21 protein-coding genes and 1 pseudogene are annotated in these 22690 nt (G+C 75.2%); 15 read left to right on the top strand and 7 right to left on the bottom strand.

Annotated elements, in window-relative coordinates:
* Nucleotides 1–62: 62 nt before the first annotated feature.
* The 4 genes from AB0M03_RS07650 to AB0M03_RS07635 all read left to right on the top strand — a co-directional run bounded on the left by AB0M03_RS07650 (nucleotide 63) and on the right by AB0M03_RS07635 (nucleotide 4444).
* On the top strand, nucleotides 63–662 hold the full coding sequence (locus AB0M03_RS07650) for a DUF1349 domain-containing protein (RefSeq protein WP_363489538.1): 600 nt from the start codon (nucleotides 63–65) through the stop codon (nucleotides 660–662).
* 105 nt (nucleotides 663–767) lie between these two features.
* On the top strand, nucleotides 768–1967 hold the full coding sequence (locus tag AB0M03_RS07645; protein ID WP_363489537.1) for a PP2C family protein-serine/threonine phosphatase: 1200 nt from the start codon (nucleotides 768–770) through the stop codon (nucleotides 1965–1967).
* Nucleotides 1968–2114: 147 nt separating this feature from the next.
* Nucleotides 2115–2891 carry a serine/threonine protein kinase gene (locus AB0M03_RS07640; protein WP_363489535.1) on the top strand — a complete coding sequence of 259 codons (777 nt, stop codon included), beginning with the start codon at nucleotides 2115–2117 and terminating at the stop codon, nucleotides 2889–2891.
* The gene (locus AB0M03_RS07635; RefSeq protein WP_363489533.1) at nucleotides 2888–4444 is read left to right on the top strand and encodes a serine/threonine-protein kinase; all 1557 of its coding nucleotides are present in this window, start codon (nucleotides 2888–2890) and stop codon (nucleotides 4442–4444) included. Before AB0M03_RS07640 ends, AB0M03_RS07635 begins: the two co-directional genes overlap by 4 nt.
* A gap of 79 nt (nucleotides 4445–4523) precedes the next feature.
* Here the strand turns inward: AB0M03_RS07635 and AB0M03_RS07630 are convergent, their stop codons facing one another.
* A complete protein-coding gene (locus AB0M03_RS07630; RefSeq protein ID WP_363489531.1) occupies nucleotides 4524–4904 on the bottom strand; it encodes a hypothetical protein in 381 nt (126 codons plus the stop codon).
* Nucleotides 4905–5125: 221 nt separating this feature from the next.
* Between AB0M03_RS07630 and AB0M03_RS07625 the strand changes: the two genes are divergently transcribed.
* The 3 genes from AB0M03_RS07625 (at nucleotide 5126) to AB0M03_RS07615 (ending at nucleotide 8077) form a co-directional block, all read left to right on the top strand.
* Complete coding sequence (locus AB0M03_RS07625) at nucleotides 5126–6172, top strand: SPFH domain-containing protein (protein ID WP_363489529.1); 1047 nt, start codon at nucleotides 5126–5128, stop codon at nucleotides 6170–6172.
* Entirely contained in the window at nucleotides 6169–7068 is a 900-nt protein-coding gene (locus AB0M03_RS07620) for a hypothetical protein (protein WP_363489527.1), read from the top strand. The genes AB0M03_RS07625 and AB0M03_RS07620 overlap by 4 nt, the downstream gene beginning before the upstream one ends.
* A gap of 187 nt (nucleotides 7069–7255) precedes the next feature.
* Nucleotides 7256–8077 (top strand): SDR family oxidoreductase, encoded by an 822-nt coding sequence (locus AB0M03_RS07615; protein WP_363489525.1) that lies wholly within the window; start codon nucleotides 7256–7258, stop codon nucleotides 8075–8077.
* A gap of 144 nt (nucleotides 8078–8221) precedes the next feature.
* Here the strand turns inward: AB0M03_RS07615 and AB0M03_RS07610 are convergent, their stop codons facing one another.
* Together AB0M03_RS07610 and AB0M03_RS07605 are read right to left on the bottom strand one after the other, a co-directional pair.
* Complete coding sequence (locus AB0M03_RS07610) at nucleotides 8222–8404, bottom strand: antitoxin (protein WP_363489523.1); 183 nt, start codon at nucleotides 8402–8404, stop codon at nucleotides 8222–8224.
* An 85-nt stretch (nucleotides 8405–8489) separates the two neighbouring features.
* Nucleotides 8490–9356 (bottom strand): hypothetical protein, encoded by an 867-nt coding sequence (locus AB0M03_RS07605; protein WP_363489521.1) that lies wholly within the window; start codon nucleotides 9354–9356, stop codon nucleotides 8490–8492.
* Between the two features lie 152 nt (nucleotides 9357–9508).
* Between AB0M03_RS07605 and nhaA the strand changes: the two genes are divergently transcribed.
* From nhaA to AB0M03_RS07580, 5 genes are all read left to right on the top strand, one after another.
* Nucleotides 9509–11395, top strand: coding sequence for a Na+/H+ antiporter NhaA (gene nhaA / locus AB0M03_RS07600; protein WP_363489519.1), 1887 nt, complete (start codon nucleotides 9509–9511; stop codon nucleotides 11393–11395).
* Between the two features lie 142 nt (nucleotides 11396–11537).
* Complete coding sequence (locus tag AB0M03_RS07595) at nucleotides 11538–13025, top strand: DHA2 family efflux MFS transporter permease subunit (RefSeq protein WP_363489517.1); 1488 nt, start codon at nucleotides 11538–11540, stop codon at nucleotides 13023–13025.
* A 75-nt stretch (nucleotides 13026–13100) separates the two neighbouring features.
* Nucleotides 13101–14123 carry a YihY/virulence factor BrkB family protein gene (locus AB0M03_RS07590; protein WP_363489764.1) on the top strand — a complete coding sequence of 341 codons (1023 nt, stop codon included), beginning with the start codon at nucleotides 13101–13103 and terminating at the stop codon, nucleotides 14121–14123.
* A 213-nt stretch (nucleotides 14124–14336) separates the two neighbouring features.
* Entirely contained in the window at nucleotides 14337–15194 is an 858-nt protein-coding gene (locus tag AB0M03_RS07585; protein WP_363489515.1) for a YhjD/YihY/BrkB family envelope integrity protein, read from the top strand.
* 272 nt (nucleotides 15195–15466) lie between these two features.
* A complete protein-coding gene (locus AB0M03_RS07580; protein ID WP_363489513.1) occupies nucleotides 15467–16279 on the top strand; it encodes a hypothetical protein in 813 nt (270 codons plus the stop codon).
* Nucleotides 16280–16348: 69 nt separating this feature from the next.
* Here AB0M03_RS07580 and AB0M03_RS07575 read toward each other — a convergent pair whose 3' ends face one another.
* Both AB0M03_RS07575 and AB0M03_RS07570 read right to left on the bottom strand, forming a co-directional pair.
* A complete protein-coding gene (locus AB0M03_RS07575; RefSeq protein ID WP_363489511.1) occupies nucleotides 16349–17815 on the bottom strand; it encodes a S28 family serine protease in 1467 nt (488 codons plus the stop codon).
* Nucleotides 17816–17940: 125 nt separating this feature from the next.
* Nucleotides 17941–18948, bottom strand: coding sequence for an endonuclease/exonuclease/phosphatase family protein (locus AB0M03_RS07570; protein WP_363489509.1), 1008 nt, complete (start codon nucleotides 18946–18948; stop codon nucleotides 17941–17943).
* Nucleotides 18949–19296: 348 nt separating this feature from the next.
* Here AB0M03_RS07570 and AB0M03_RS07565 point away from each other — a divergent pair, with 348 nt between their 5' ends.
* On the top strand, nucleotides 19297–20076 hold the full coding sequence (locus tag AB0M03_RS07565; RefSeq protein WP_363489507.1) for a peptidoglycan recognition protein: 780 nt from the start codon (nucleotides 19297–19299) through the stop codon (nucleotides 20074–20076).
* Nucleotides 20077–20095: 19 nt separating this feature from the next.
* Here the strand turns inward: AB0M03_RS07565 and AB0M03_RS07560 are convergent, their stop codons facing one another.
* Entirely contained in the window at nucleotides 20096–20320 is a 225-nt protein-coding gene (locus tag AB0M03_RS07560; RefSeq protein ID WP_363489505.1) for a hypothetical protein, read from the bottom strand.
* Between the two features lie 96 nt (nucleotides 20321–20416).
* On the opposite strand from AB0M03_RS07560, the gene AB0M03_RS07555 reads away from it, so the two are divergent.
* A complete protein-coding gene (locus AB0M03_RS07555; RefSeq protein WP_363489503.1) occupies nucleotides 20417–21346 on the top strand; it encodes an aminoglycoside phosphotransferase family protein in 930 nt (309 codons plus the stop codon).
* 14 nt (nucleotides 21347–21360) lie between these two features.
* Here AB0M03_RS07555 and AB0M03_RS07550 read toward each other — a convergent pair whose 3' ends face one another.
* Entirely contained in the window at nucleotides 21361–21552 is a 192-nt protein-coding gene (locus tag AB0M03_RS07550) for a hypothetical protein (protein WP_363489501.1), read from the bottom strand.
* A 561-nt stretch (nucleotides 21553–22113) separates the two neighbouring features.
* On the opposite strand from AB0M03_RS07550, the pseudogene AB0M03_RS07545 reads away from it, so the two are divergent.
* Nucleotides 22114–22656, top strand: a pseudogene (locus AB0M03_RS07545) (ATP-binding cassette domain-containing protein); the annotation flags it as partial.
* Nucleotides 22657–22690 lie beyond the last annotated feature (34 nt).

Genomic DNA, 22690 nt, shown 5'->3' with positions numbered 1-22690 from the left:
CGGCCCCGGCGCAACCGAACCCCGGCCGCGTTCTGCGCGGCCGGGCCCACCGAGGAGAGGCATTGGACACCCCGCACCCCGTCGACCGGCCCGACGCCGACTGGTTCAACCCGCCGGAGTCCGCCGTCCGGGACGGCGACGCCCTCGTCGTCACCACCCGTGAGCGCAGCGACTTCTGGCGCACCACCGGCTACGGCTTCGTCCGCGACGACGGCCACGCCCTGCTCGCACCGCTGCCGGACGGCACCGCCGCAGAGGTGACCTTCCTCGCCGCCTTCGACGCCCTCTACGACCAGGCCGGCCTGATGGTCCGCGTCGACGAGCGCACCTGGACGAAGGCCGGCGTCGAGATGTCCGACGGCGTCCCCCACCTCGGTGCGGTCGTCACCCGCGACGTCTCCGACTGGTCCCTGGCCCCGGTCCCGGACTGGCACGGCCGCCTCGTCACCGTCCGCGCCAGCCGCAGCGGCGACGCCCTCACCGTCCGCGCCCGCTGCGAGGACGGCCCCTGGCGCCTCGTCCGCTACGCCCCGCTCGACCCCGGTGCCGCCGCCCTGGCCGGCCCCTTCTGCTGCTCCCCGGAACGCAAGGGCCTCCGGGTCCGCTTCACCGCCTTCACCCTCGGCCCCGCCGACGCCTCCCTCCACGCACCCGGCATCTGACCGCCGGGCGCACGGCATCCGATCGCCGGGCGCACGGCGGCAGCCGCCGCCGATCGGTGTTTGGCCGCGGTGGGTGGGCGGGCAGGCGCGCCGGAGAAGGCGGTGGTGGACGTGGACGGGATCGGGCAGGTGATGGGCACCTTCCTGGAGGAGTCGCACCACATCGGGCCCCGGGACATCGCCGGGCTGGTGGACGACACCGCCCGTGCGCTGGGCCTGCACGGCGCCGGCGTCTATCTGGCCGACGTCCAGCAGGTGCGGCTGGTGCCGCTGCCGGACGACCGGAAGGCGGACGCTGTTCCGGGAGCGGGCGCCGTGCCGGTGGAGGGCACGCTGGCGGGCTGGGCGTACCGGACGGTGCAGTCGCGGGAGGCTTCGGCCGACGGGCACGTCGAGCTGTGGGTGCCCCTGGTCGACGGTGTGGAGCGGATCGGCGTGCTGCGTGCGACAGCACCCTCCTCGGGTCCGGAAGTGACCGACCGGTGCCGGGCGCTCGCCTCGCTCACGGCGCTGCTGGTCGTTTCGAAGTCGGCGTTCAGCGACGTGATGGCGGAAGCCGTCCGCAGTCGGCCGATGTCCCTCCAGGCGGAGCTGGCCTGGGCGTTCATGCCGCCCCGCACCCTGGGTACCCGCCATGTCACCTCGTCGGCGGCCCTGGAACCGGCTTACGAGATCGGCGGCGACGCCTTCGACCACAGCCTGCTGCGCGACCGGCTGCACCTGACGGTCGTCGACGCGATGGGCCACGACCTGGCGGCCGGCGGGGCCTCTGCGGTGGCCGTGGCGGGCTGCCGGGCCACCCGCCGGGCGGGCGGCGGCCTGCCGGACATCGCGGAGGCGGTCGACCAGGCGCTGTCCCGCTGGATTCCGGACCGCCTGCTGACCGCGGTCTTCGCCGACCTGGAGATCGCCACCGGCCGGCTGACCTGGGTGAACTTCGGGCATCCGCCGCCGCTGCTGATCCGCCGGCAGCACGTCGTCCCGGGCGCCCTGGAACGCCCGGCGCAGCTGCCGCTGGGGCTGGGCCCGGGCTATTCGCGGCAGCCGGCGACCGTTCACCGTGCGCAGCTGGAGCCGGGGGACCGCGTCCTGGTCCACACCGACGGCGTCACGGAGGCGCGGTCCGCGGACGGCGAACTCTTCGGCGAGGAGCGGCTGGTGGACCTGGTGGTGCGTTCCGCGGCGGCCGGCGAGCCGGCGCCGGAGGCGCTGCGGCGGCTGGTCCTGGCCCTGCTCGACCACCAGGACCACCGGCTGCACGACGATGCGACGATCGTGCTGGCCGAGTGGCACCCGCGGGGCTGAGCCGCCGGCCGCCGGACGTGCGCAACGGGCGAAGCATCGCACACGCAGCATGCCTTTTCTGGAACACTGTGCGTGACGTGCCGGACACCCGGGGTGCCGATCCCGGGGCGGTCCGCCGTGCCGTGCGCAGGCCGTCGAGGGGGCGTGATGGACACCGTGATCGTGCAGCTGCCGGACGCCGGCGGGGCTCCGCCGGGTGCGCCGCGGCTGCTGAGGATGGGCCCGGACGACACCGCGGACTTCGGCCGCGGCGCCCCGGGCTGCCCGGTCGCGATCCCGCTGCCGGACCAGGGGGTCTCCCGCCGGGCCGGCGAGCTCACCGCCGCGGCCGACTACTGGCGGTTGTCCAACTTCAGTCGCTCGGCGACGTACGTGGTGGAGAACCTGGAGGGCGCGGGCGAGCACCTGAAGGTGGCGCCGGGCCGGCTGGGCGCGCCGGTGCCGTTCGAGTTCTCCCGGGTGGTGCTGCCCTCGCTCGGCGGCGGCTGCCACTTCAAGGTGTTCGCCCCGCTCCACGCCTACCTGGACCGCGGCCCCGGTTCACCGCGCGGCGAGCACACCGTCAGCCCGTTCGCCCTGGACGCCACCGCCAAGTACTTCCTCGTCCTGGTGGCGCTCTGCGAGCCGCGACTGCGCGGCACCTCGGCGGCCGTCCCGGGGGTCGGCGACGTGGTCGAGCGGCTGCGCACCGGCCCTGGCAGCTCCGCCCCGACCCGCTCCGCGGTCAACTACCACATCGACTACCTGGCGGAGTCCAAGCTCAGGCTGCGTCCTGACGGGGCGTCCGCGGGCGACGGGCCGCTGCGCAAGCGCGAGGAGCTGGTCGGCCTGGCGCTCCGCTTCGACCTGGTGCGCGAGGAGCACCTGGCCCTGCTGCCGCCGCGCGGCGCCCGCAGGGCACCGACGGGAGGGGCGGACGGGTGAGCAGCACCGGGTTCCCGGCCGACCTGCCGCCGGAGGTGCCGCCCGGCTACCGGGTGGCCGGGCACCGGGTCACCGGGCCGATCGGCGCGGGCGGCTGGGGCGCCGTGTACGCGGCGGTGCGGTGCTCGGACGGCGCCCCGGCGGCGGTGAAGTTCCTCCCGGCCGGCCGCCTCGCCCCGGGCCGGCGCCGGGAGGCAGCCGAACTCGCCCGCCGGGAGGCGGAGTTCAGCCGGTCGGCGGGGCATCCGCGGCTGATCCGAACCTTCCGGACGGCGGTCGTCCGCGACCCGGGCCGGCCCGGCCTGGACGGCGCGGTGGTGCTGGTGATGGAACGGGCCGAGCGGAGCCTGCTGGACCGGCTGCAGGACGGCCCGGCCGTGCCCGCCGGGGAGGCGGAGCGGCTGCTCGCCGAAGTCTGCGAGGGCCTCGTCCACATGCACGGTCACGGCTGGGTGCACGGCGACCTCAAGCCGGCGAACGTGCTGCTGATGGCCGACGGCTCGGTGCGGCTCGCCGACTTCGGCCTCACCGCCGAACTCGACGGCACCCACGCCTATGTGCCGCCGCTCGGCTCGCTCGACCACGTGCCGCCGGAGTGGTGGTCGGAACGCAGCGGGGTGCGCGGCGTGGCGCTGCGTCCGGCGTCCGACGTGTGGGCGTTCGGGGTGCTGGCGCACCAGCTGTTCGCCGGGGGTGCGCACCCCTTCCCCGGGGCGGCGGCCCGGGCGCGGGCGCTGGCCGCGCAGTCGTACGCCCGCGGGCGGGAGCCGCTGCGGCTGGACGAGCGGGTGCCGGAGCGCTGGCGGCCGCTGGTCGCGGACTGCCTGGCCGCGGACCGGGCCGCCCGCCCGGCCGATGCCGCCGCGGTGGCCGCCCGTCTGCCCGGCCCGGTACGGCGCACCCCGGGCCGGCGCCGGACGGCCCTGCTCGCCGGCGCCGCTGCGACGGTCGCGGTTTGCGCGGCGGCGGCCGTGCTGCCGGCCGTGCTGCCGGACGGCGGGGGAGCGGCCGACCGCCCCCGTGCGGCTGCCACGTCCCCCGCCTCCCCGGCGTCCCCCGCTTCCCCGGCCGCCGACGCGGCGGGTGCGCTGCCGGGTGCCGTTCCGGCGGGCTCCGACGTCCCTGCCGCCCTGCGCGAGCCGATCACCCGGGCGGCCCGCCGCTGCCCGGAGCCCGAGGTCACGCCGGTGCTGCTCGCCGCGATGCTGAAGGCCGAGAGCGGCTTCGACCCGGATGCCGCCCGCCCGGAGACACAGGAGTACGGCATCGCCATGTGGACGCCCGCGGTGTTCAACGCCTGGGCGCAGGACGGCGACCTGGACGGCCGCAAGGACTACATGTCGCCGCCGGACGCGATCATCTCGATGGGCTCGTACGTGTGCTGGCTGGCCCAGCAGTTCAAGCGCCGCGGGATGCACGAGGACCTGCCGGCGTTGCTGGCGGCCGGCTACCGTACCAGCGACAAGACGATCGCGGAGGCGCGCGGGGTGCCCGAACGGGTGCGGGCGCACGTGGACCGGGTCCTGGAGTACCTCGCCCAGTACACCCGATGAGCCCAGTGCGCCCGGTGGGCCAGTGCGCCCGGTGGGCCAGTGCGCCCGGTGGGCCCGCCCGGGCCCCGTCGGCGGGGTGTCAGCAGCCGGGCAGGCCGGGCACCGGCTGGTCGTTGCCGCCGCCGGAGAGGTAGACGACGTTGACCCAGACGCCCTTGTTGCCGCTGTCGTCGTCGGTCTTGGCCCACCAGTTGTTGCGGTACGGGCCCTCGACGACCTCGCTGCCGACGGCCTGGCAGTAGAAGTAGTTGGTGCCCGCGTTGAGGGTGCCGGCGCGGACGTTGCCGGCGAAGTACGAGGGCGCGGTCTTCCACACGTTGCAGTTGTACTTGCCGCCGCCGATGCCGTAGCAGCCGCTGGCGGCCTCGGCGGTCGCGGGGACGAGGCCGGTCAGGGCGAGGCCGGCGGCGGCAGCCGCACCGGCGAGGACGAACTTGCGGACAGTGGACACAGCGGACATGGGTGCTCCTTGCAGGGTGGTCGAGGGATCCGACGGTGGTCGGCCGCACCGGCCGCCCCGTCGTCCACCAGCAAACCCCGCCCGCGGTCCGCCCGGTACCTGACATCTGTCAGGGCGTCAGGCGCAGGTCCGCGGCACCCTCTTTTCGTCGTATTGACGACAACCCTTGCCGCCGGTTATCGTCATTGCGACGAAAAGAACTGCGAAGGGGGTCCACCACCATGGCCGACATCACCAGGCGCCTCGGGTTCCGGCATCTGCGCGCCGCGCCCACCTCCCACATCCGCCACCTGCGCGGCGGCAAGCCGGCCCACGAGGGCGCCGGCCTGGCCTTCTGGTTCCGTCCGCTCACCGCGGCGATATCCGAAGTCCCGCTGGACGACCGCGAGTTGGCCATGCTCTTCCACGCCAGGACGGCCGACTTCCAGGACCTCGCCGTCCAGGCCACCGTCACCTACCGGATCGACGACCCCGTGGTCGCCGCCGGCCGCCTCGACTTCGGCATCGACCCGGACACCGGCGCCTGGCGGGCCGAGCCGCTCGAACAGCTCGGCACCCTGCTCACCGAGACCGCCCAGCAGCACGCCCTCGAGTTCATCGCCCGCACCCCGCTCGCGGCCGCCCTCGTCGACGGCGTCACCGCCGTCCGCCGCCGGATCGCGGACGGCCTCGGCACCGAGGCCCGGCTCGCCGAGATCGGCCTCACCGTGATCGCCGTCCGGGTCACCGCGCTCCGCCCGGAGGCCGAGACCGAACGCGCCCTGCGCACCCCGGCCCGCGAGCAGGTGCAGCAGGAGGCCGACCGCGCCACCTACGAGCGCCGGGCCCTCGCCGTCGAGCGGGAGCGCGCCATCGCCGAGAACGAGATGGCCAACCGGATCGAACTCGCCCGCCGCGAGGAGGAACTGGTCGGCCAGGAGGGCGCCAACGCCCGCCGCCGCGCGGAGCAGGACGCCGAGGCGGACGCCGTCCGCGCCGAGGCCGAATCGGTCCGCCGCACCCGGCTCGCCACCGCCGAGGCCGAGGCCAACCGCGTCCTCGCCGCCGCCCGGGCCCAGGCCGAACGCGCCCTCGGCGAGGCCAAGGCCGCCACCGAGCAGGCCTGGCTCGCCGCCCACCAGGAGGCCGGCCCCGAGGTGCTGCGCGCCCTCGCGATGATCCGGCTGGCCGAGCACCTGCCGCGGATCGACAGCATCACCCTCACCCCGGACGTCCTCACCGGCCTGCTCACCCGACTCGGCACCGGCGGCGACGGCGGCGCCCGATGAGCCTCGCCCCCCGCGCGGTGCTCGTCCACCGCCGCACCGAGTACGAGGAACTCCTCGCCCGGCACGGCTCCCGCGGCCAGGCCGCGTTCTTCCTGGAGTCCCGGGGCCGCTCCCTCGCCGAGGCCGAGGAACGCCACAACCGGGCGGGGGTCGCGCTCGCCGCCGTCGCCGGGGCGATCCCGACCGACTGGCGCCGCAGCCGGGTCGAGCGCGCAGACCTCGACCGCTTCCTGTTCACCCCGGAGGACGTGGTGGTCGTGGTCGGTCAGGACGGCCTGGTCGCCAACGCCGCCAAGTACCTGGCCGGCCAGCCGGTCGTCGGCATCGACACCGACCCGGGCCGCAACCCCGGCGTGCTCGTCCGCCACCGCCCCGACGACGCCGCCCGGCTGCTCCGGGCGGCCGCCGGACCCGGCGCGGACGCCCTCGTCGAGGAGCGGACGATGGTCGAGGCGGTCGCCGACGACACCCAGCGGCTGCTCGCCCTCAACGAGGTCTACCTGGGGCAGAGCGGCCACCAGACCGCGCGCTACCGCCTCACCGCCCCGGGCACCGCCCCGGAGGCGCAGGCCTCCTCCGGCATCCTGGTCGGCACCGGCACGGGCGCCACCGGCTGGTGCCGCTCCGCCTGGCTCGAGCGCGGCAGCACGCTGCGCCTGCCGGAACCCACCGGCTCCGCCGTGGCCTGGTTCGTCCGGGAGGCCTGGCCGTCCCCGACCACCGGCACCGACCGCGTCCAGGGCCTGCTCGACGGGCGGGAGCGCCTCGAGGTCACGGTCGAGTCCGACCGGCTGGTGGTCTTCGGCGACGGCGTGGAGTCCGACGCCCTCCAGCTCGGCTGGGGACAGCGCCTGACGGTCGGCGTCGCCGCCGAACGCCTCCGCCTGGTCGCCTGACGGCCGGCTTCCCGGCCCCGACGGGACCGGCGGACCGGTGTGCGGGCGCCCGTGGCCCGTGCTCCCGCGAGCCCCCCTGCGCGCCCGCACGACGGGTCGCGCACGGCGCGTCGGCGCGCACGGCTCTGCCACAGTGGCCGCGGGGCTCGATCCGCAAGCCCCCACCACCCACGGGAAGGCGGCATACATGGCACGTCGCTGGCTGGTCACCGGATGTTCGTCGGGTCTCGGCCTGGCCCTCGCCACCGCGGTGGCCGAGGCCGGTGACCACGTCCTGGCCACCGCCCGCAAGCCGGACACCCTGGCCGAACTGGCCGCCCGCCACCCGGGCCGGGTGGTCACCGCGGCACTCGACATCCGCGACCCCGGTCAGTGCGAGGCCGCCGTCACCGCCGCCGTCGACCGGCTCGGCGGCCTGGACGTCCTGGTGAACAACGCCGGCAGCGGGCTCTTCGGCGCCGTCGAGGAGGTCTCCGACGAGGAGCTGCGCGACCAGCTGGAGATCCTGGTCGTCGCACCGTGGCGGCTCGCCCGCCTCGCCCTGCCGGTGATGCGCGCCCAGGGCTCCGGCCACATCGTCAACGTCTCCTCGCTGGCCGGCCGGATGGCCTTCCCGGGGCTCGGCGCCTACGTCGCCGGCAAGTACGCCCTCGAGGGGATGAGCCAGGCACTGGCCGCCGAGGCCGCCCCGCTCGGCATCCGGGTCACGGCCGTCGAGCCGGGCGGCTACGCCACCGGGTACGGCGACGCCGTCACCGCGGCCTCCGCCCGCATCCCCGCCTACGCCCCGGTCACCGACCCGATGCGGGCCGGCATGCACGGCATGCGGGACAACCCGCACCTCGGCCGCCCCGAGGACTTCGCCCACCACGTCCTGCGGATCGTCACCGCCGAGGGCACCCCGCTCCGCGTCCCCGTCGGCACCGACGCCTTCGCCTACCTCGCCGCCGTCGAAGAAGCCGCCCGCACCGAACTGACCGCCGCCCGCACCTTCATCCTCGACGAGTAACGGCCCACCTCCGGCCACTGGAGCACCCGAAAAAAGGGGTGCGGGAACTGCGCGGATCCGGAAGGTGCGGCGCTGCACCTCCCGCCCCGCGCAGCTCCACGCGCCCCTCGGGCGGCCCGTGGCAGGCGGGCCGCTCCGGATGGCCTACCGCTGCTCGGGCGGCTGCTCGCCGAGGTGATCGTTGATCTTCTGCTGGGCGGCGTCGACCTGATCCCGGTACTTGTTCTGGGTCTTGGCGTCGACCGCGTCACCGGCCTTCTCGACACCCTTCTGAGCGGTGTCCTCGTGGCCCTTCATCATGTTCTTGAGCTTGTCCAGCATCGACATCTGGCTTCCTCCTCGGGAGTTGCCGGTCCTCTCACCATCGCCGACCCGGACGAGATCCACATCTCCGGCGGCGGGCGGGCCCGGCTCAGGGCGGTGCGGCGGCCGCCCAGTACCCGGGCACGGCGTCCGTGCGCCGCTTCAGGTCGGCCCGGACGCGGACGGCCAGCCGACGGGTGTCCCGCCGGTTCACCACGGCGCCCAGCCCCGCCCCCACCAGCAGCGGGAACAGCGAGGGAAGTTTCCGCAGGGTGCTCCGGGTGAGCCGCTTGCGGACCTTCCGCCGCACCTCGCTGCCCACCGCCAGCCCCGTCACCGCCGCCACGCCCACCGGATGCTCGGGCGCCATCGCCCTCAGTCCGCGCCGGTCGGCCCAGGCGTTCACGTACGCCGCCGTCCGCTGCGCCGGGGTCCCGCCCGCGGGCACGCCGTACACCTGGTGCAGTTCGGCGATCAGCTTGATCTCGAGGGCCGCGACGACCAGGGTCTCCGCCGCCACCTCCGCGGCCATCGCCGCCGGCACCGGCAGCATCGCCGCCGCACCGACCCCGGCACCGACCGAGGCGGAAGCCCGGAGGGCGCCCGCGACCAGCAGGTCGGCCAGCGCGTCCGGGTCGCCGACGCCCGGGTGCTGTGCCCGCAGCGTCGCCAGGTCCCGGACGGGGATGCGCGGCGCCGTCTGCAGCAGCCGTTCGGTGAGCGCCCGGCCGCCGACCCAGGTCACCCGGGCCGTGGCGGCCCCGCCGCGCAGCAGCAGCCGGACCGTGGAGCCGACCAGCGCACCGGCGCGGCCCACCGCCCGGCGCCGGCCCGCCTGCGAGCCCTCCTCCATCTCCCGGGAGAGCGAGGCCAGCTCCTCGGCCGCCTCCTCGGGCGTCAGTTCCGGCACGTCCGGGGCGCCCACCGCAGCGCCCTCGCCCGGCGGCACGCGGCGTCGTCTGCGCAGCAGTCCCATGGCAGGTCACCTACCCGGTGCCCCCGGCGGGTACGCCGTTCCGGCCGCCGAGCCGCCCGAGCGGCCCACCCCGGCACGGCTGTGACCGCCGTCACGGCCCCGGCCCCGGCGGTGCGCCGCGCGGAGCGCCCGGCCGGGGCGAGAATGATCACATGCCCGCTCACCCCGAGCTGCCGGGCCACTCCGGCCAGACCGCGTGCGGCACCGACATGCGCACCCCGCTGCGGGACTTCCTCCGCACGGAGACCGGCAGCGCCGCCGTCCTGCTCGCCGCCACCCTGGCCGCGCTGATCTGGGCCAACGCCGCCCCGGGGTCGTACGACTCCTTCTGGGAGACCGTTCTCGCGGTGCGGCTCGGCGATGCCGGGGTCTCCCTCGACCTGCGCGAATGGGTGAACAGCGGGCTCATGACGCTGTTCTTCTTCGTGATCGGCCTGGAGGCCCGCCGCGAGTTCGACATGGGTGAGCTCCGCGAGCGACGGCGGATAGCCGTCCCGCTGATCGCCGGGGTGTGCGGCATGGCCGTGCCCGTGGCGATCTACCTCGCCGTCAACGCCGGCGACGGCGAGGCGGGCGGCTGGGGCACCGCGATGTCGACCGACACCGCCTTCGCCCTCGGCATGCTCGCCCTCTTCGGCAGGCGGCTGCCCGAGGCGCTGCGCACCTTCATCCTCACCGTGTCCGTGGTCGACGACTTCGTCGCACTGGGCGTCATCGCGATCGCCTACAGCGGCAGCATCGACCTGCCCGCGCTGCTCGCCGGCCTCGGCGTCTTCGCGGTGATCCTGCTCGTCCGGGCCGCCGGGGTCCGCCGCGGCGGCGTGTACGCGCTGCTCGGCGTCGCCCTGTGGGTCGCCCTGCTCGAGTCGGGCGTCGACCCGGTCGTCACCGGCCTCGCCATGGGCCTGCTCACCTATGCCTACCCGGCCTCCCGCGGCGACCTGGAGCGGGCCACCGACCTGTTCCGGCTGTTCCGCGAGCAGCCCACGCCCGAGCTGGAGCGTTCGCTGCGGGTCGGCCTCGCCACCGCGATCTCCCCGAACGAGCGCCTCCAGCGCGTCTACCACCCGTGGACGAGCTACGTCATCGTGCCGCTGTTCGCCCTCGCCAACGCCGGGATCACGTTCGGCTCCGAGCAGCTCACCCGGGCCCTGCACTCGCCGGTCACCCTCGGCATCGTGCTCGGCTACGTCCTCGGCAAGCCCGTCGGCATCCTCGGCTCGGCGCTGCTCACCACCGCGTTCAGCCGCGGCCGGCTGCGCCCGCCGGTCGGCTGGGGCGCGGTCGCCGCGGGCGGCAGCATCGCCGGCATCGGCTTCACCGTCTCGCTGCTGATCGCCACCCTCGCCTTCGACGGGCCGCGCCTGGAGGAGGCGAAGGTCGGCATCCTGGCCGCGGTGGTCTGCGCCTCCGCCGCCACCTGGGCGGTCACCCGCGCCATCGGCCTGATGCCGCAGCGCGGCCGGATGCGCGCCCTGCTCGGCACCTCGGAGAGCATCGTCGACCTCGCCGCCTCCGTCGACACCGACCGGGACCACATCCGCGGCCCGCTCGACGCCCTGGTGACCGTCGTCGAGTACGGCGACTTCGAATGCCCCTACTGCGGGCAGGCCGAGCCCGTCGTCCGGGAACTCCTGGCCGGCCACGGCGACGTCCGCTACGTCTGGCGCCACCTGCCGCTGAACGACGTCCACCCGCACGCCCAGCTGGCCGCGGAGGCGGCGGAGGCCGCCGGCCGACAGGGCGCCTACTGGGAGATGCACGACCTGCTGCTCTCCCACCAGGGCGCACTGAAGATCCCCGACCTGCTGCGGTACGCGGAGGCCGTCGGGGCCGACGCGGAGCGCTTCGAGCGGGACCTGCGGGCCCGGGCCGGGGCCGGCCGGGTCGCCGAGGACGTGGACTCCGCCGACCTCAGCGGCGTCTCCGGCACCCCGACCTTCTTCGTCAACGGCCGGCGCCACCACGGCGCCTACGACATCGCCGGGCTCACCGAGGCGGTCCGCGCCGCCCGCGAAAGGGCGGCCCTGATCCGCTGACCGGGCCGCGGGGAGGCCGCCCCGCACCGCCCCCGGTCGGACATGCCCGGCCGCCGGGTGCACCCTGGTCGGTAGGGGCGGGGAGCGCCGTGACGCACCCGGGGCGCCCTCCGCCCGCCGCGGCAGCCGGAAGGAGGGCCCCTTGGCCGATGCCGGCCACGGCACCGGGGGCCCGCAGCCCGGTGCCCGGACGGCCCGCCCGCCCGGGCCCGCCGAGCCGGATCCCCAGCGCTGGCGGGCCCTGGTCGTCTGCCTGATCGCCGGCTTCATGACCCTGCTCGACGTCAGCATCGTCAACGTCGCCCTGCCGACCGTCCGCGCCGGCCTGCACATGGGCCAGAGCGGCCTGCAGTGGGTGGTCAGCGGCTACGCACTGGCCTTCGGCCTCGCCCTGGTGCCCGCCGGGCGCATCGGCGACGCCCGCGACCGCCGGTCCGTCTTCCTCTTCGGCCTCGCCCTGTTCACCGCGGCCAGCGCCCTGGCGGGTGCCGCCCAGAACGAGGCCTGGCTGATCGTCGCCCGCCTCGTCCAGGGCTTCGCCGGCGGCATCGTCGTCCCGCAGGTGTCCGGCTTCATCCAGACCTCCTTCCCGGGCCCGGAACGCGGCCGGGCCTTCGGCATGCTCGGCGCCGTCATCGGCGTCTCCACCGCCGTCGGTCCGCTGCTCGGCGGCCTGCTCATCCACGTCTTCGGCCCGCAGGACGGCTGGCGCTGGGTCTTCCTCGTCAACGTGCCCATCGGCGTGGCCGCGCTCCCCGTCGCCCACCACCTGCTGCCCGCCCGCAGACCGCCGCCGGGCGGCCGCCGGCACAGCGACCTCGACCCGGTCGGCGTCCTGCTCCTCGGCACCGGCACCACCGCACTGCTGCTGCCCTTCGTCCAGGAGCAGTGGCACGGCACCGCCCGCTGGCTGCTGGTGCCGGCCGCCCTCGGCGTGCTCACCGCCTTCGTCGCCTGGGAGACCCGGTACGGGCGCAGCCGCGAGCCGCTGGTCAGCATGGATCTCTTCGCCCGCCGCTCGTACGCCGCCGGCACCCTGATCTCGCTGGCCTACTTCGCCGGGTTCACCTCGGTGTTCTTCGTCTTCACGCTCTACCTGCAGGCCGGCCTGCACTACAGCGCCCTGGCCGCGGGGCTGGCGATCACCCCGTTCGCGCTCGGCTCCGGTGCGGCGGCCGCGCTCGGCGGGCGGATGGTCGCCCGGCACGGGCGCCGGCTGGTGGCGGTGGGTCTCGCCACCGTCCTCGCCGGGCTGGCCGGTGCCGCGCTCGCGGCCCACTTCGGCTCCGGCCCCGCCGTCGGCTGGGCCACCGCAGGCCCGCTGCTGCTCGCCGGCATCGGCAGCGGCCTGGTCATCGCCCCCAACGTGACCGTCACCCTGCAGGAGGTGCCCGTCGCACGGGCCGGCAGCGCCGGGGGAGTCCTGCAGACCGCGCAGCGGCTCGGGTCCGCCGTCGGCATCGCCGTGGTCGGCTCGGTCTTCCTCTCGCACGCCGCCGGGGGCCCGCACGCCTGGTCCACCGCCTTCGACACCGGCATCGCCGTCTCCGCGGGCTTCGTCCTCGTCTCCCTCACCGTGGCCACCGCCGACATCCGCCGCGGCCGGCGCGAGCCCGCCGACCGGGACTGAGTCCGGCCCGCCGCCGCGATTGGCCGCCGCCGCAGCGGACAGACGCGCAGCGTGGACACCAACCGCAGGCACACGCTGGCTCGCCGCCGGACGCCCGCCCGCCCCGGCCCCGACGCACGGGTGCGACGGCGCGCCCCCGACCGGCCGACCCGGCTGCGGCGGCGCGGCTGGAAGGACGCCCTCCGGCGCACCGTCAAGGAGATGCTCGACGACGAGCTCACCGACCGGGCCGCCTCGCTGACCTACTACGGTGTCCTCGCGATCTTCCCGACCCTGCTGCTGCTGGTCTCCGTCATCGGCCTGGTCGGCCGCACCGCCACCGAGCAGATGCTCGACAACCTCCGGACGTGGACCCCGGGCCCGGCCCGCGACATCCTGCTCGGCGGCCTCACCGATCTGCAGGGCAGCCGTGCCGCCGGCGGCGCCCTCGCCGTCGTCGGCCTGGCCGGCGCCCTGTGGTCCGCCTCCGGGTACATCGCCGCCTTCATCCGCGCCTCCAACGCGGTCTACGACATCCGCGAGGGCCGGCCGGTGTGGAAGCTGACCCCGCTGCGCCTGGGCCTGACCGTGCTGCTGATGCTGCTGCTCGCCGCGAGCGCCGTCATCGTGGTCTTCACCGGACCGGTCGCGCGGCGGGCCGGGGAGGCGCTGGGCATCGGCGACGCGGGGGTCGCGGTCTGGTCGGTCGCCAAGTGGCCGGTGCTGCTCCTGCTGGTCACGGTGATGATCGGGGTGCTGTACTGGGCCGCGCCGAACGTCCGGGGCCGCGGGTTCCGTTGGGTGTCGCCCGGCAGTTTCCTGGCGGTGGGCCTCTGGCTGGCGCTGTCCGGCGGCTTCGCGGCCTTCGTGGCGAACTTCGCCTCGTACAACCGCATCTACGGCACCCTCGGCGGAGTGATCGTCTTCCTGATCTGGCTGTGGCTGTCCAACCTGGCGATCCTGCTCGGCCTCGAGTTCGACGCCGAGCTGTCCCGGGCCCGCGCCGTCCAGGGCGGACTGCCGCGGGACGCGGAGCCGTACGTGGAGCCCCGCTCCACCCACAGCTGGGCGGACGGCGCCGACCGCCGACGGCACGGCCCGCGGGGCGGGAAACCCTGACCCGGCGGACGGGAGGCGGAGACCGTGGCGGGCAGCGGCGGCAGGAGGATCGGGCGGAAGATCGGCGAGCGCACGGGGGCCGGGGGCCGTACGGTCGATGCCGCGCCCGCAGGGGCGCGCTCCCGCGTCCGCGGCGGCGCGGCGGGCCGGTCGGCCGACGTCCGGACGGGGGCGTTGCGCGCGCGGCCGGCCGACCGACGGAGGGAGGTCCCGGTGATCGGCAGCGGCTCGCCGCTGGACGACCGGCCGCTGCCCGAGCAGGACGGCCGCGGCCCGTCCGGCGGCCTGCGCCACAGGCTGGCCGAGGTGGCCCGCGAGGTGTGGCGGCACGGCCGGGACATCGAGCTGCTGCACCGGGCGATGGCCTTCGCCGCGCTGTGCTTCGTGACGGTGGTGCCGTTGCTGGTGGTGATCGCGGCGGCCTCGCCGACCAGCGGTAGCGGCATCGCCGACTGGATGATCGACGGCCTGGGGCTGTCCGGCCGCTCCGCCGCGGCGGTGGACGCACTGTTCGCCTCCCGCCGGGAGGTCGTCAGCACCACCACCGGCCTCAGCCTTGCCGCCCTGGCGGTGTTCGGCGTCTCGCTGATGGCGGCCGTCCAGAACGCGTACGAGCGGATCTGGCAGCTGCCGCCGGGCGCCTGGCACACCGTGTGGCGCCAGGTGGTCGGGCTGGGCGGGCTGATCGGCTATGTACTGCTCGCCGCCTGGAGCGGGGTGCCGTGGCACCGTTCGAGCGCCCAGCCGGCGCTGCGGGTGGTGGCGACGCTGATCGGCGGGGTGCTGTTCTTCTGGTGGTTGCAGCGGCTGCTGCTGGGTTCCCGGGTGCCGTGGCGCACCCTGCTGCCGGGGGCGGTCGCGACCGCGCTCGCACTGGTCGGCCTGCGGGTGTTCTCCCGGCTGGCCTTCGCGCCGCTGATCGTCTCCAACGCGGTGTCCTACGGCGTGATCGGCACCGTGCTGGTGGTGCAGTCCTGGCTGATCGGGGTCGGCTACTGCGTGTACGCGGGGGCGCTGACGGGCCGTGCACTGCACCGGGCGCCGACCCCGCGCCGCCGCGGCCCGCGCTGACCGGCGGGGTCCGGCCTGCCCGCTCCTGTCGCTCGTGCGCGAAGGATGCCTGCGGTGGGGGGGGTCTGACACCCGATCCGTGCAGCGCGGCCCGGTGTGCCGGGTCGATGGCCCGTCATGGCCGGTCGGGTGCCGGGTCTCGATCGCAGCACGAGGAGGTAACGCGAGAGGCCCCGCGGGCGGGCGTGTCAGTGCCGGACTCCATACTGATCACCGCCGCGAACGCCTCCGGCGGGGCGGCCCCAGCCCACTTCTCCGTGCAAGGAAGATCCATGTTCTCCACGCGTCTTGTCCGTACCGCCGCCGTCTGCGTGGTCCTGGCCGCCGGTGCCACGGCCTGCGCCGGCGACGGCAAGCCTGCGGCCAAGGCCCCCGCCGCCGCCCCGGCCTCGCCCTCGGCCAGCCCGGTGCAGACCCTCGACACCGAGAAGCTGTCGGGCGACGAGATCATGAAGCAGGCCCACACCGCGATGTCCGCGCTGACCGCGCTGAAGCTGGACGGCTCCATCACCACCGACGGCCAGAAGATCACCATGCACCTGGCCGCCGACAAGGCGGGCAACTGCAAGGGCACCGTCGCCGTCGGCGGCGAGGGCCAGGTGGAGATCCTGCACAACGGCACCGGCACCTGGATCAAGCCGGACGCCGCCTTCTGGAAGAAGATCGGCAGCGAGAAGGCCAACCCGAAGGCCGGCGCCGCCGCTGCCGAGCTGTTCAAGGGCCGCTACCTGACCGGTGGCCAGGACGACACCGAAATCAAGCAGATCGCGGGCATGTGCGATCTCATCAAGGGCATCACCCAGGGCGGCGACGACCCGGACACCAAGGTCACCAAGGGCTCGGCCGGCACCACCAACGGTGTCAAGACCTTCAGCCTGGTCGGGACCGACCCCGACGGTTCCCGCACCACCGCCTACATCGCCACCCAGGGCAAGCCGTACCTGGTCCGCATGGAGCAGACCACCGGCAGCGAGCCCGGCCGGATGGACTTCAGCGAGTTCGACAAGCCGATCACCGTCCAGGCCCCGCCGGCGGACGAGGTCATCGACTTCACCCTCTTCAAGGAGAAGCTCAAGACGGCCTGACCCGGGCTCCGTCTCCCGCGGCGCGGGTCCCGTCCGGCCCGGACGGGACCCGCGCCGCGCGGCTCGGGCTCAGCCGGGCAGACCGGGGAGGCGGTGGCGTTCCGCCTGCCCGGGCCGGTCGAGCACGGCGTCGTACGGGGCGGGTGCCTGCGGGGCGGCGATGCCCGGCCCGCCGGCCGGGGCGAGGCCGGCCCAGCGCTGCAGCGCCGCGGTGGCGGTGGCACGGTCGGCGTCGGCGAGGGCGCCGATGGACGCGCCGTGGTTGCCGCCCGCGACCGTCATCACCCAGCTGTCCCGGGCCCGGGAGGAGAGGCCGAACTTCTCGGCGCTCCACGGGTCCGCCGACCCGTACACGAAGAGGGTGTGCCGGGCGTTGCGGCTGATCCAGCGGTCGACGTCACGGGTGAGCGAGGGGTCGAAGCCGCGCCGCGCGACGCTGTCCGGGATGTAGTCCCAGACCGAGATCCGGTACTTGAGCAGCGGCTTCAGGTGCGGGTACGCCACTTCGGGGGCGCCGAGTTCGGTGGCCGCCTGGTAGTAGTACGGCGCGTAGTACGACAGCGTCTGGTCGGTGTAGAAGGAGAAGCCCTCCACGCCGTCCAGCCAGTCCCACAGCTGCTGGTCGGTGGCGTCCTTGCCGGGGACGGCGGCGCAGTCGGCCGCGGTGCCGTACTGCCAGAACGCCCACGGGGTGTCGATGACGAGCGCCTCCAGCGCCTTGTCCGCGCTGCCCAGGTACTCGGCGGAGAAGGTCAGGCCGTTGTCCTCGGCGTACTGCTCGAAGCGGGCCGCCAACCGGGTGCGGCGGCGCAGCGTCTCGGTCTGCACGGCGGCCAGCGCGGCGCGGCACTCGGGGGTGCCGTTGCTGCGGATCACCTCCGCGTAGGCCCGGTCGCCGGGGCGGGCGGCGTCGTCCGGGGCCACGTAGGCCACCGTGCCGTCCATGTCGCCGGGGTGGAAGCGCTCGTAGTGGGCGGCGTTCATGCCGCCCTTGCTGCCGCCCGTGGCGATCCACCGGCCGGTGTAGACCGACTTCAGCGCGGTGAACACGGCGTGCTGGTCGTCGGTGGCCTGGCGGACGTTCAGGGTGGACCAGTCGCCGCCGGTGGCCGGCTCCGAACCGCGGAAGAACCGGTACTCCAGGGAGACCTGGTTGGCGTCCAGCAGCCGGGTGGGCTCGGAGCGCGAGGGGCCCGGGTCTGCGGGCAGGCCGTAGCCGCTCGCCGAGAAGACGGTCGGCCGGTCGAGGCCGCGGTGCAGCACGGTCAGCCGCTGCTGGAAGCTGCCGCGCTCCGGGTGCCGGTGGTCGACGGGCTGGGTGTACGTCAGGACGAAGAAGCGGTAGCCGGTGACGGTCTTCTCCTGGACGAGGTGCATCCCGGGGAGGGCCGCGAGCCGGTCCTTGACGTCGGCGTCCTGTGCGGGAGCGGACCGTGCGGTCGGCGGTGCGGGTGAGGCCCAGGCGGGCGCGGGGAGCAGGCAGGCGGACACCAGGCCCGCCGCGACGATGGTCCAGAGGCGGCTGCGACTGCGCAACAGGGCCCTCCCGGGGCAGCGGCGAATCAAGCGACGGCACAAGTTCGTTTAATCCACCGCACAACCTAAGGCTGACATGCACCCGCCACAACCATTTTGACGAAATGCCGGCACCCGCCCGTGGTTCAGCCGGTGACGGCGAGTTCGGCGACGACGGCGAGGTGGTCGGTGCCGGGGAGGGTGTGTTCGGAGACGGTGACGGCGACCAGGTCGTCGCCGTGCAGCACGTGGTCGAGCTGGAGCACGGGCGGCAGGACGGGACGGTCGGCCGGCCAGGTGCCGTCGAAGCCGCGTCCGAGCTCCGCATGGGTGTCGGTCAGCCCGTGGTCGAGCAGGCGCCGCATCGGCGTGTGGTCGAGCGTCGCGTTGAAGTCGCCGAGCAGGACGGCGTTGCGGGCCCGCCCCTGCACGTCCGTCTCCAGCGCGTCGAAGCCCTGTGCCCACAGCCGGGAGTCACCGAGCGGGTAGAAGGTGTGGACGGCGACCAGGCGCACCGGCCGGCCGTCGACGGACACCTCGGCCGTGGTCGGCGGAGCCGACACGCCCGCGCCGGCCGCCCGCGTCCCGGTCAGCGGCAGCCGGGAGTACAGCGCCGTGTCGGAGGACGTCGGCAGTACCCGGTACGGCATCAGCTCGGCCATGCCGGCCCGGTCCAGGGCGGCCGCCAGCGTCGGATTCGCCTCCTCCACGGCGAGGACGTCCACCCGCTCGTCGCGGACCAGCCGCACCACCGCCGCCGGGTCGACCCGGCCCACGTACGCATTGGCGGTGGCCACCCGCAGCCGCGGCGCCGACGTCGGCACGGCCTCGCCGTCCCCCACGAACCGCGGCACCAGCCAGAACAGCTGGACGACGGTCAGCGCGGCCGCGACCGCCGTCAGCAGCCGCGCCCGCAGCACCGCCGTCACGAACAGCAGCAGTACGCTCAGCAGCGCCGCGTACGGCACCGCCGCGACCGGCATCGCCAGGTCGGTGCCGTCGTCCAGCCCCCGGAGCCGCACCACCACCAGTCCGGCGGGTGCGAGCAGCAGCACCGCGCACACGAACAGCACGACGGCCCGCAGCGCACGCAGCCACCCGCGCCCGGACGGCTCCGGCGTGGGCGGCGGAGCGGCAGCCCCGATCCCTGTCACTAGTCCGACCATCCGACACTCCCGTCCTCCCCGCCGCCCGCCGGACCCTGCTCGGGGCCGGCCGCCGACGGCTGTGATCGCCGTGGGGCGACGTCGACTGGAGACGTCCGGCCGGAGGCAGTGGTTCCCACGGGCATGCCCGAGGGTCCCGCGGACGACCGGGGCCGGCCGCGTATGACGCCCGGTCGGCCCGCCCCCTCCGCAGGGTCCGCAGCCCGGCACGCCGACAGGTGACGACAGGTCGACCGACTACGAACGAACCCGGTCGGAGTATGGAGTACGGCGGACGGGCCGAACACGCGGGGTGACGGAATGCGGGCCGGTCGCACTGCCCGTAACTTCCGTGGCATGGAGATCAACCGCCGCCTGGTGCTGCGCCGCGCGCTGCAAGCCGTCGCCGCCGGGGCCGTGACCGCACTGCCTGCGGCGGCCCACCCGCACCGCTCGGTCGCCGCCGACGCACCCGTCGCGGTGGCTGCGCCCGCCCCCGTCCGCCTCGCCGCCCCGGCCGCCCCGCCGATCGTGCTGCGTTCCACCTGGCAGAGCGAGGAGACGGTCGCACAGGTGCAGTACGACCGGGCGGTGCGGGCCGTGCTCATCCACCACACGGACGACCCGAACTCCTACGACGCCTGCGACGTACCCGACATCCTGCGGGCCATCCGCCGCGACCATCTGGAGTTCCGCGGCTGGGACGACATCGGCTACAACTTCCTGGTCGACCGCTTCGGCACGATCTGGGAGGGCCGCCTCGGCGGTGTCGACCGCCCGGTCGTGGGCGCCCACACCATGGGCTTCAACCGGGACACCGTCGGCATCGCGGCGATCGGCACCTACAACTCCGGGACGGAGGTCCCCCCGCCCGTCGTGGACGCCATCGCCCGACTGGCCGCCTGGAAGCTCGGACTGCACGGGATCCGGGCCGACGACCGGTCCGAGCTGACCTCGACCAACAGCGGCAGCCGCTTCCCGGTCGGCGCCAGGCACGCCTTCAACGCCGTCTCCGGGCACCGCGACGCCTTCTGCACCCTGTGCCCCGGCGAGTCCCTCTACGCCGAGATCCCCGGCATCATCGACCGGGCCGCCCACCTCCAGCAGGACGCCCTGACGGCACCCGTGGTCCAGTGAAGACCGCCCGTGACACGCCCTAGACCGGCTTGACGGCGAACAGCTCCAGGTGCCCGCAGGACGGGCAGCGGAAGGCGTCGATCTGCCACCGCGGGCGGCCCAGCCGCTTGGCACCGCCGAAGATGCCGCGCTCCAGGGCACCGGCTATCCAGCGCGCATACCCGCGGGAGCCCTCCCCGGTGTCCTCCACGAACCCCTGCTCCAGCCCGACGACACCGCACTGCGTGCACTTCAGGTTCTCCACACCACGGAGTCTAGGAGAGCGCCCCGACACCCCGGCAGGGAGGCGGCGAACCGTAATTCCGTTGCCGGACCCGGGGATCGGGGCGACGATCGGGGGATGACCGCACACCCGCCGGACAGCACCGCCCCGGGCCCGGACGGCCGGGCCGGGATCGACGCCGCCCTGGTGCGGCGGCTGCTCGCGGCACAGTTCCCGCAGTGGGGCGGCCTGCCGGTGCGGCCGGTGGAGGTCGACGGCTGGGACAACCGCACGTACCGCCTCGGCGACGCCATGACGGTCCGTCTGCCGACCGCCGCCGGGTACGTTCCGGCGGTCGCCAAGGAGCACCGGTGGCTGCCGCTGCTCGCGCCGTCGCTGCCGGTGGCGGTGCCGCAGGTCCTCGCGGTCGGCGCCCCGGGCGACGGGTACCCGTTCCCCTGGTCGGTCCGCGGCTGGCTGCCCGGGGAGACGGCCGACCGCGGGCACATCGCCGACCTGCCGCAGTTCGCCGTCGCGGTGGCCGGGTTCCTGATCGCCCTGCAGGCCTGCGACCCGGCCGGCGGCCCGGCGGCCGGCGGGCACAGCTGGTACCGCGGTGCCCCGCCGGCCCACTACGACGCCGAGACCCGCCGCTGTCTGGCGGCCCTCGAGGGGCAGGTCGACACCGCCCTCGCCACCGAGGTGTGGGAGGCGGCGCTCGCCGCCGAGTGGACGGGCGAACCCGTGTGGTTCCACGGCGACATCGCCGCCGGCAACCTGCTGGTCGCCGACGGCGGGCTCGCGGCCGTCATCGACTTCGGCACCTCCGGGGTCGGCGATCCGGCCTGCGACCTGGTGATCGCCTGGACGATGTTCGCCGGGGCCGGCCGGGAGGCGTTCCGGCACGCCGTCCGGCAGCCCGCGGCCACCTGGGCGCGGGCCCGCGGCTGGGCCCTGTGGAAGGCGCTGCTGATGATGACCGAGTCCCTCGGCACCGACCCGGCCCGGGCCGCCGTCCACCGCCGCGTCGTCGAGCAGGTCCTCGCCGACCACACCGCCCACGGCTGAGCCGGGGGGGCCTGCTACGGGCAGGCGGCGAGCGCGATCAGCACGGCCCGGGTCTTGGTCTGCCCGAACTGCGGCAGCGGGACGTTCCCGGCGAGCAGCGCCCGCGCCAGCTGCGCCTGCACGTCGGCGGCCGCGTCGGCGCCGGTACGGACGGAGAGCTCCAGGAAGCGCAGGTTGGTCCGGGTGGTCCACTCCTCGACGGCCACCGGCTCCGCGACCTCGCTCCACCGGAGCGGCCTGCTGGAACACCAGGGCGGAGTCCTTCCGGCCGAAGCGGATCAGCGGTTCCTCGAAGAAGGCGAGCAGCCCGGCCCGCTCCAGGGCCGCTTCGATCCGGTCGGCCGGGACGGGGCCGCGGTCGGAGAGGATGCCGAGTCGGACGTTCCGGCCGCGCAGCGCCTCGAGCACCGCGGGCACGTCCGGGAAGGGGGTGAGGTCGGTGATGTCCTGGCCGTCCGGGGACACCCTCACGCGGGCGAGGGTGTTCCCGATGTCGAAGAAGGCGACAGGGCACGGAGTTTCGGCCATGGCGGGCCTCCGCAGGGGAAACAGGGGATCTCGCGGCGGGCTCGGCGTGGACGCGGCGCGCTGCGCGGGATGCGCGGGCTCGGGCGCACCGTGTAACACCGTGAACCCTCTCCGCGACCCCTGCAACCGCTGGTCCCCGACCGGCCCGCGGGCACCCCGACGGCCGCACCCGCCGTGCGGGGTATCCCGGTGTCGCAGCGCGTTGGTGACACACCCGGGCCCGGCCAGGCGGCAGACTCGTGCCACAGCCGACGGATCGGGGACGAGGAGGTGGCCGCGTGGCCCGCGTGCCGCTGTTGTCGCTGCGCGGGATCTCCAAGCGGTTCGGCACGGTGCAGGCGCTCAGCAGCATCGATCTGCAGGTCGACCGGGGCGAGGTGCTCGCCCTGGTGGGCGACAACGGCGCCGGCAAGTCCACCGTGATCAAGACCATCGCCGGGGTCAGCCCGCCCGACTCGGGCACCATCGAGTGGGACGGGCGCCCGGTCGAGCTGCGCCGTCCCCGGGACGCCCAGCGGCTCGGCATCGCCACCGTCTACCAGGACCTCGCGCTCTGCGACAGCCTCGACGTCGTCGCCAACCTCTACCTGGGCCGCGAGCTGCGCCGCTACGGCCTGCTCCGCGAGGTGGAGATGGAGAAGCGCTCGCTCGCCCTGCTCAACCGGCTCGCGGTGCGGCTGCCCAGCGTGCGCATCCCCGTCCTGTCGCTCTCCGGCGGCCAGCGCCAGGCGGTGGCGATCGCCCGCTCGCTGATCGGCCGCCCGCACCTGGTGATGCTCGACGAGCCGACCGCCGCGCTCGGCCTGGAGCAGAGCT

Source organism: Kitasatospora sp. NPDC051914 (genome assembly GCF_040680995.1).
In the GTDB taxonomy this organism is placed as follows: Bacteria; Actinomycetota; Actinomycetes; order Streptomycetales; family Streptomycetaceae; genus Kitasatospora.
The sequence above is the reverse complement of the archived record's forward strand: the minus strand, read 5'-3'. Positions and strand labels throughout refer to the sequence as shown.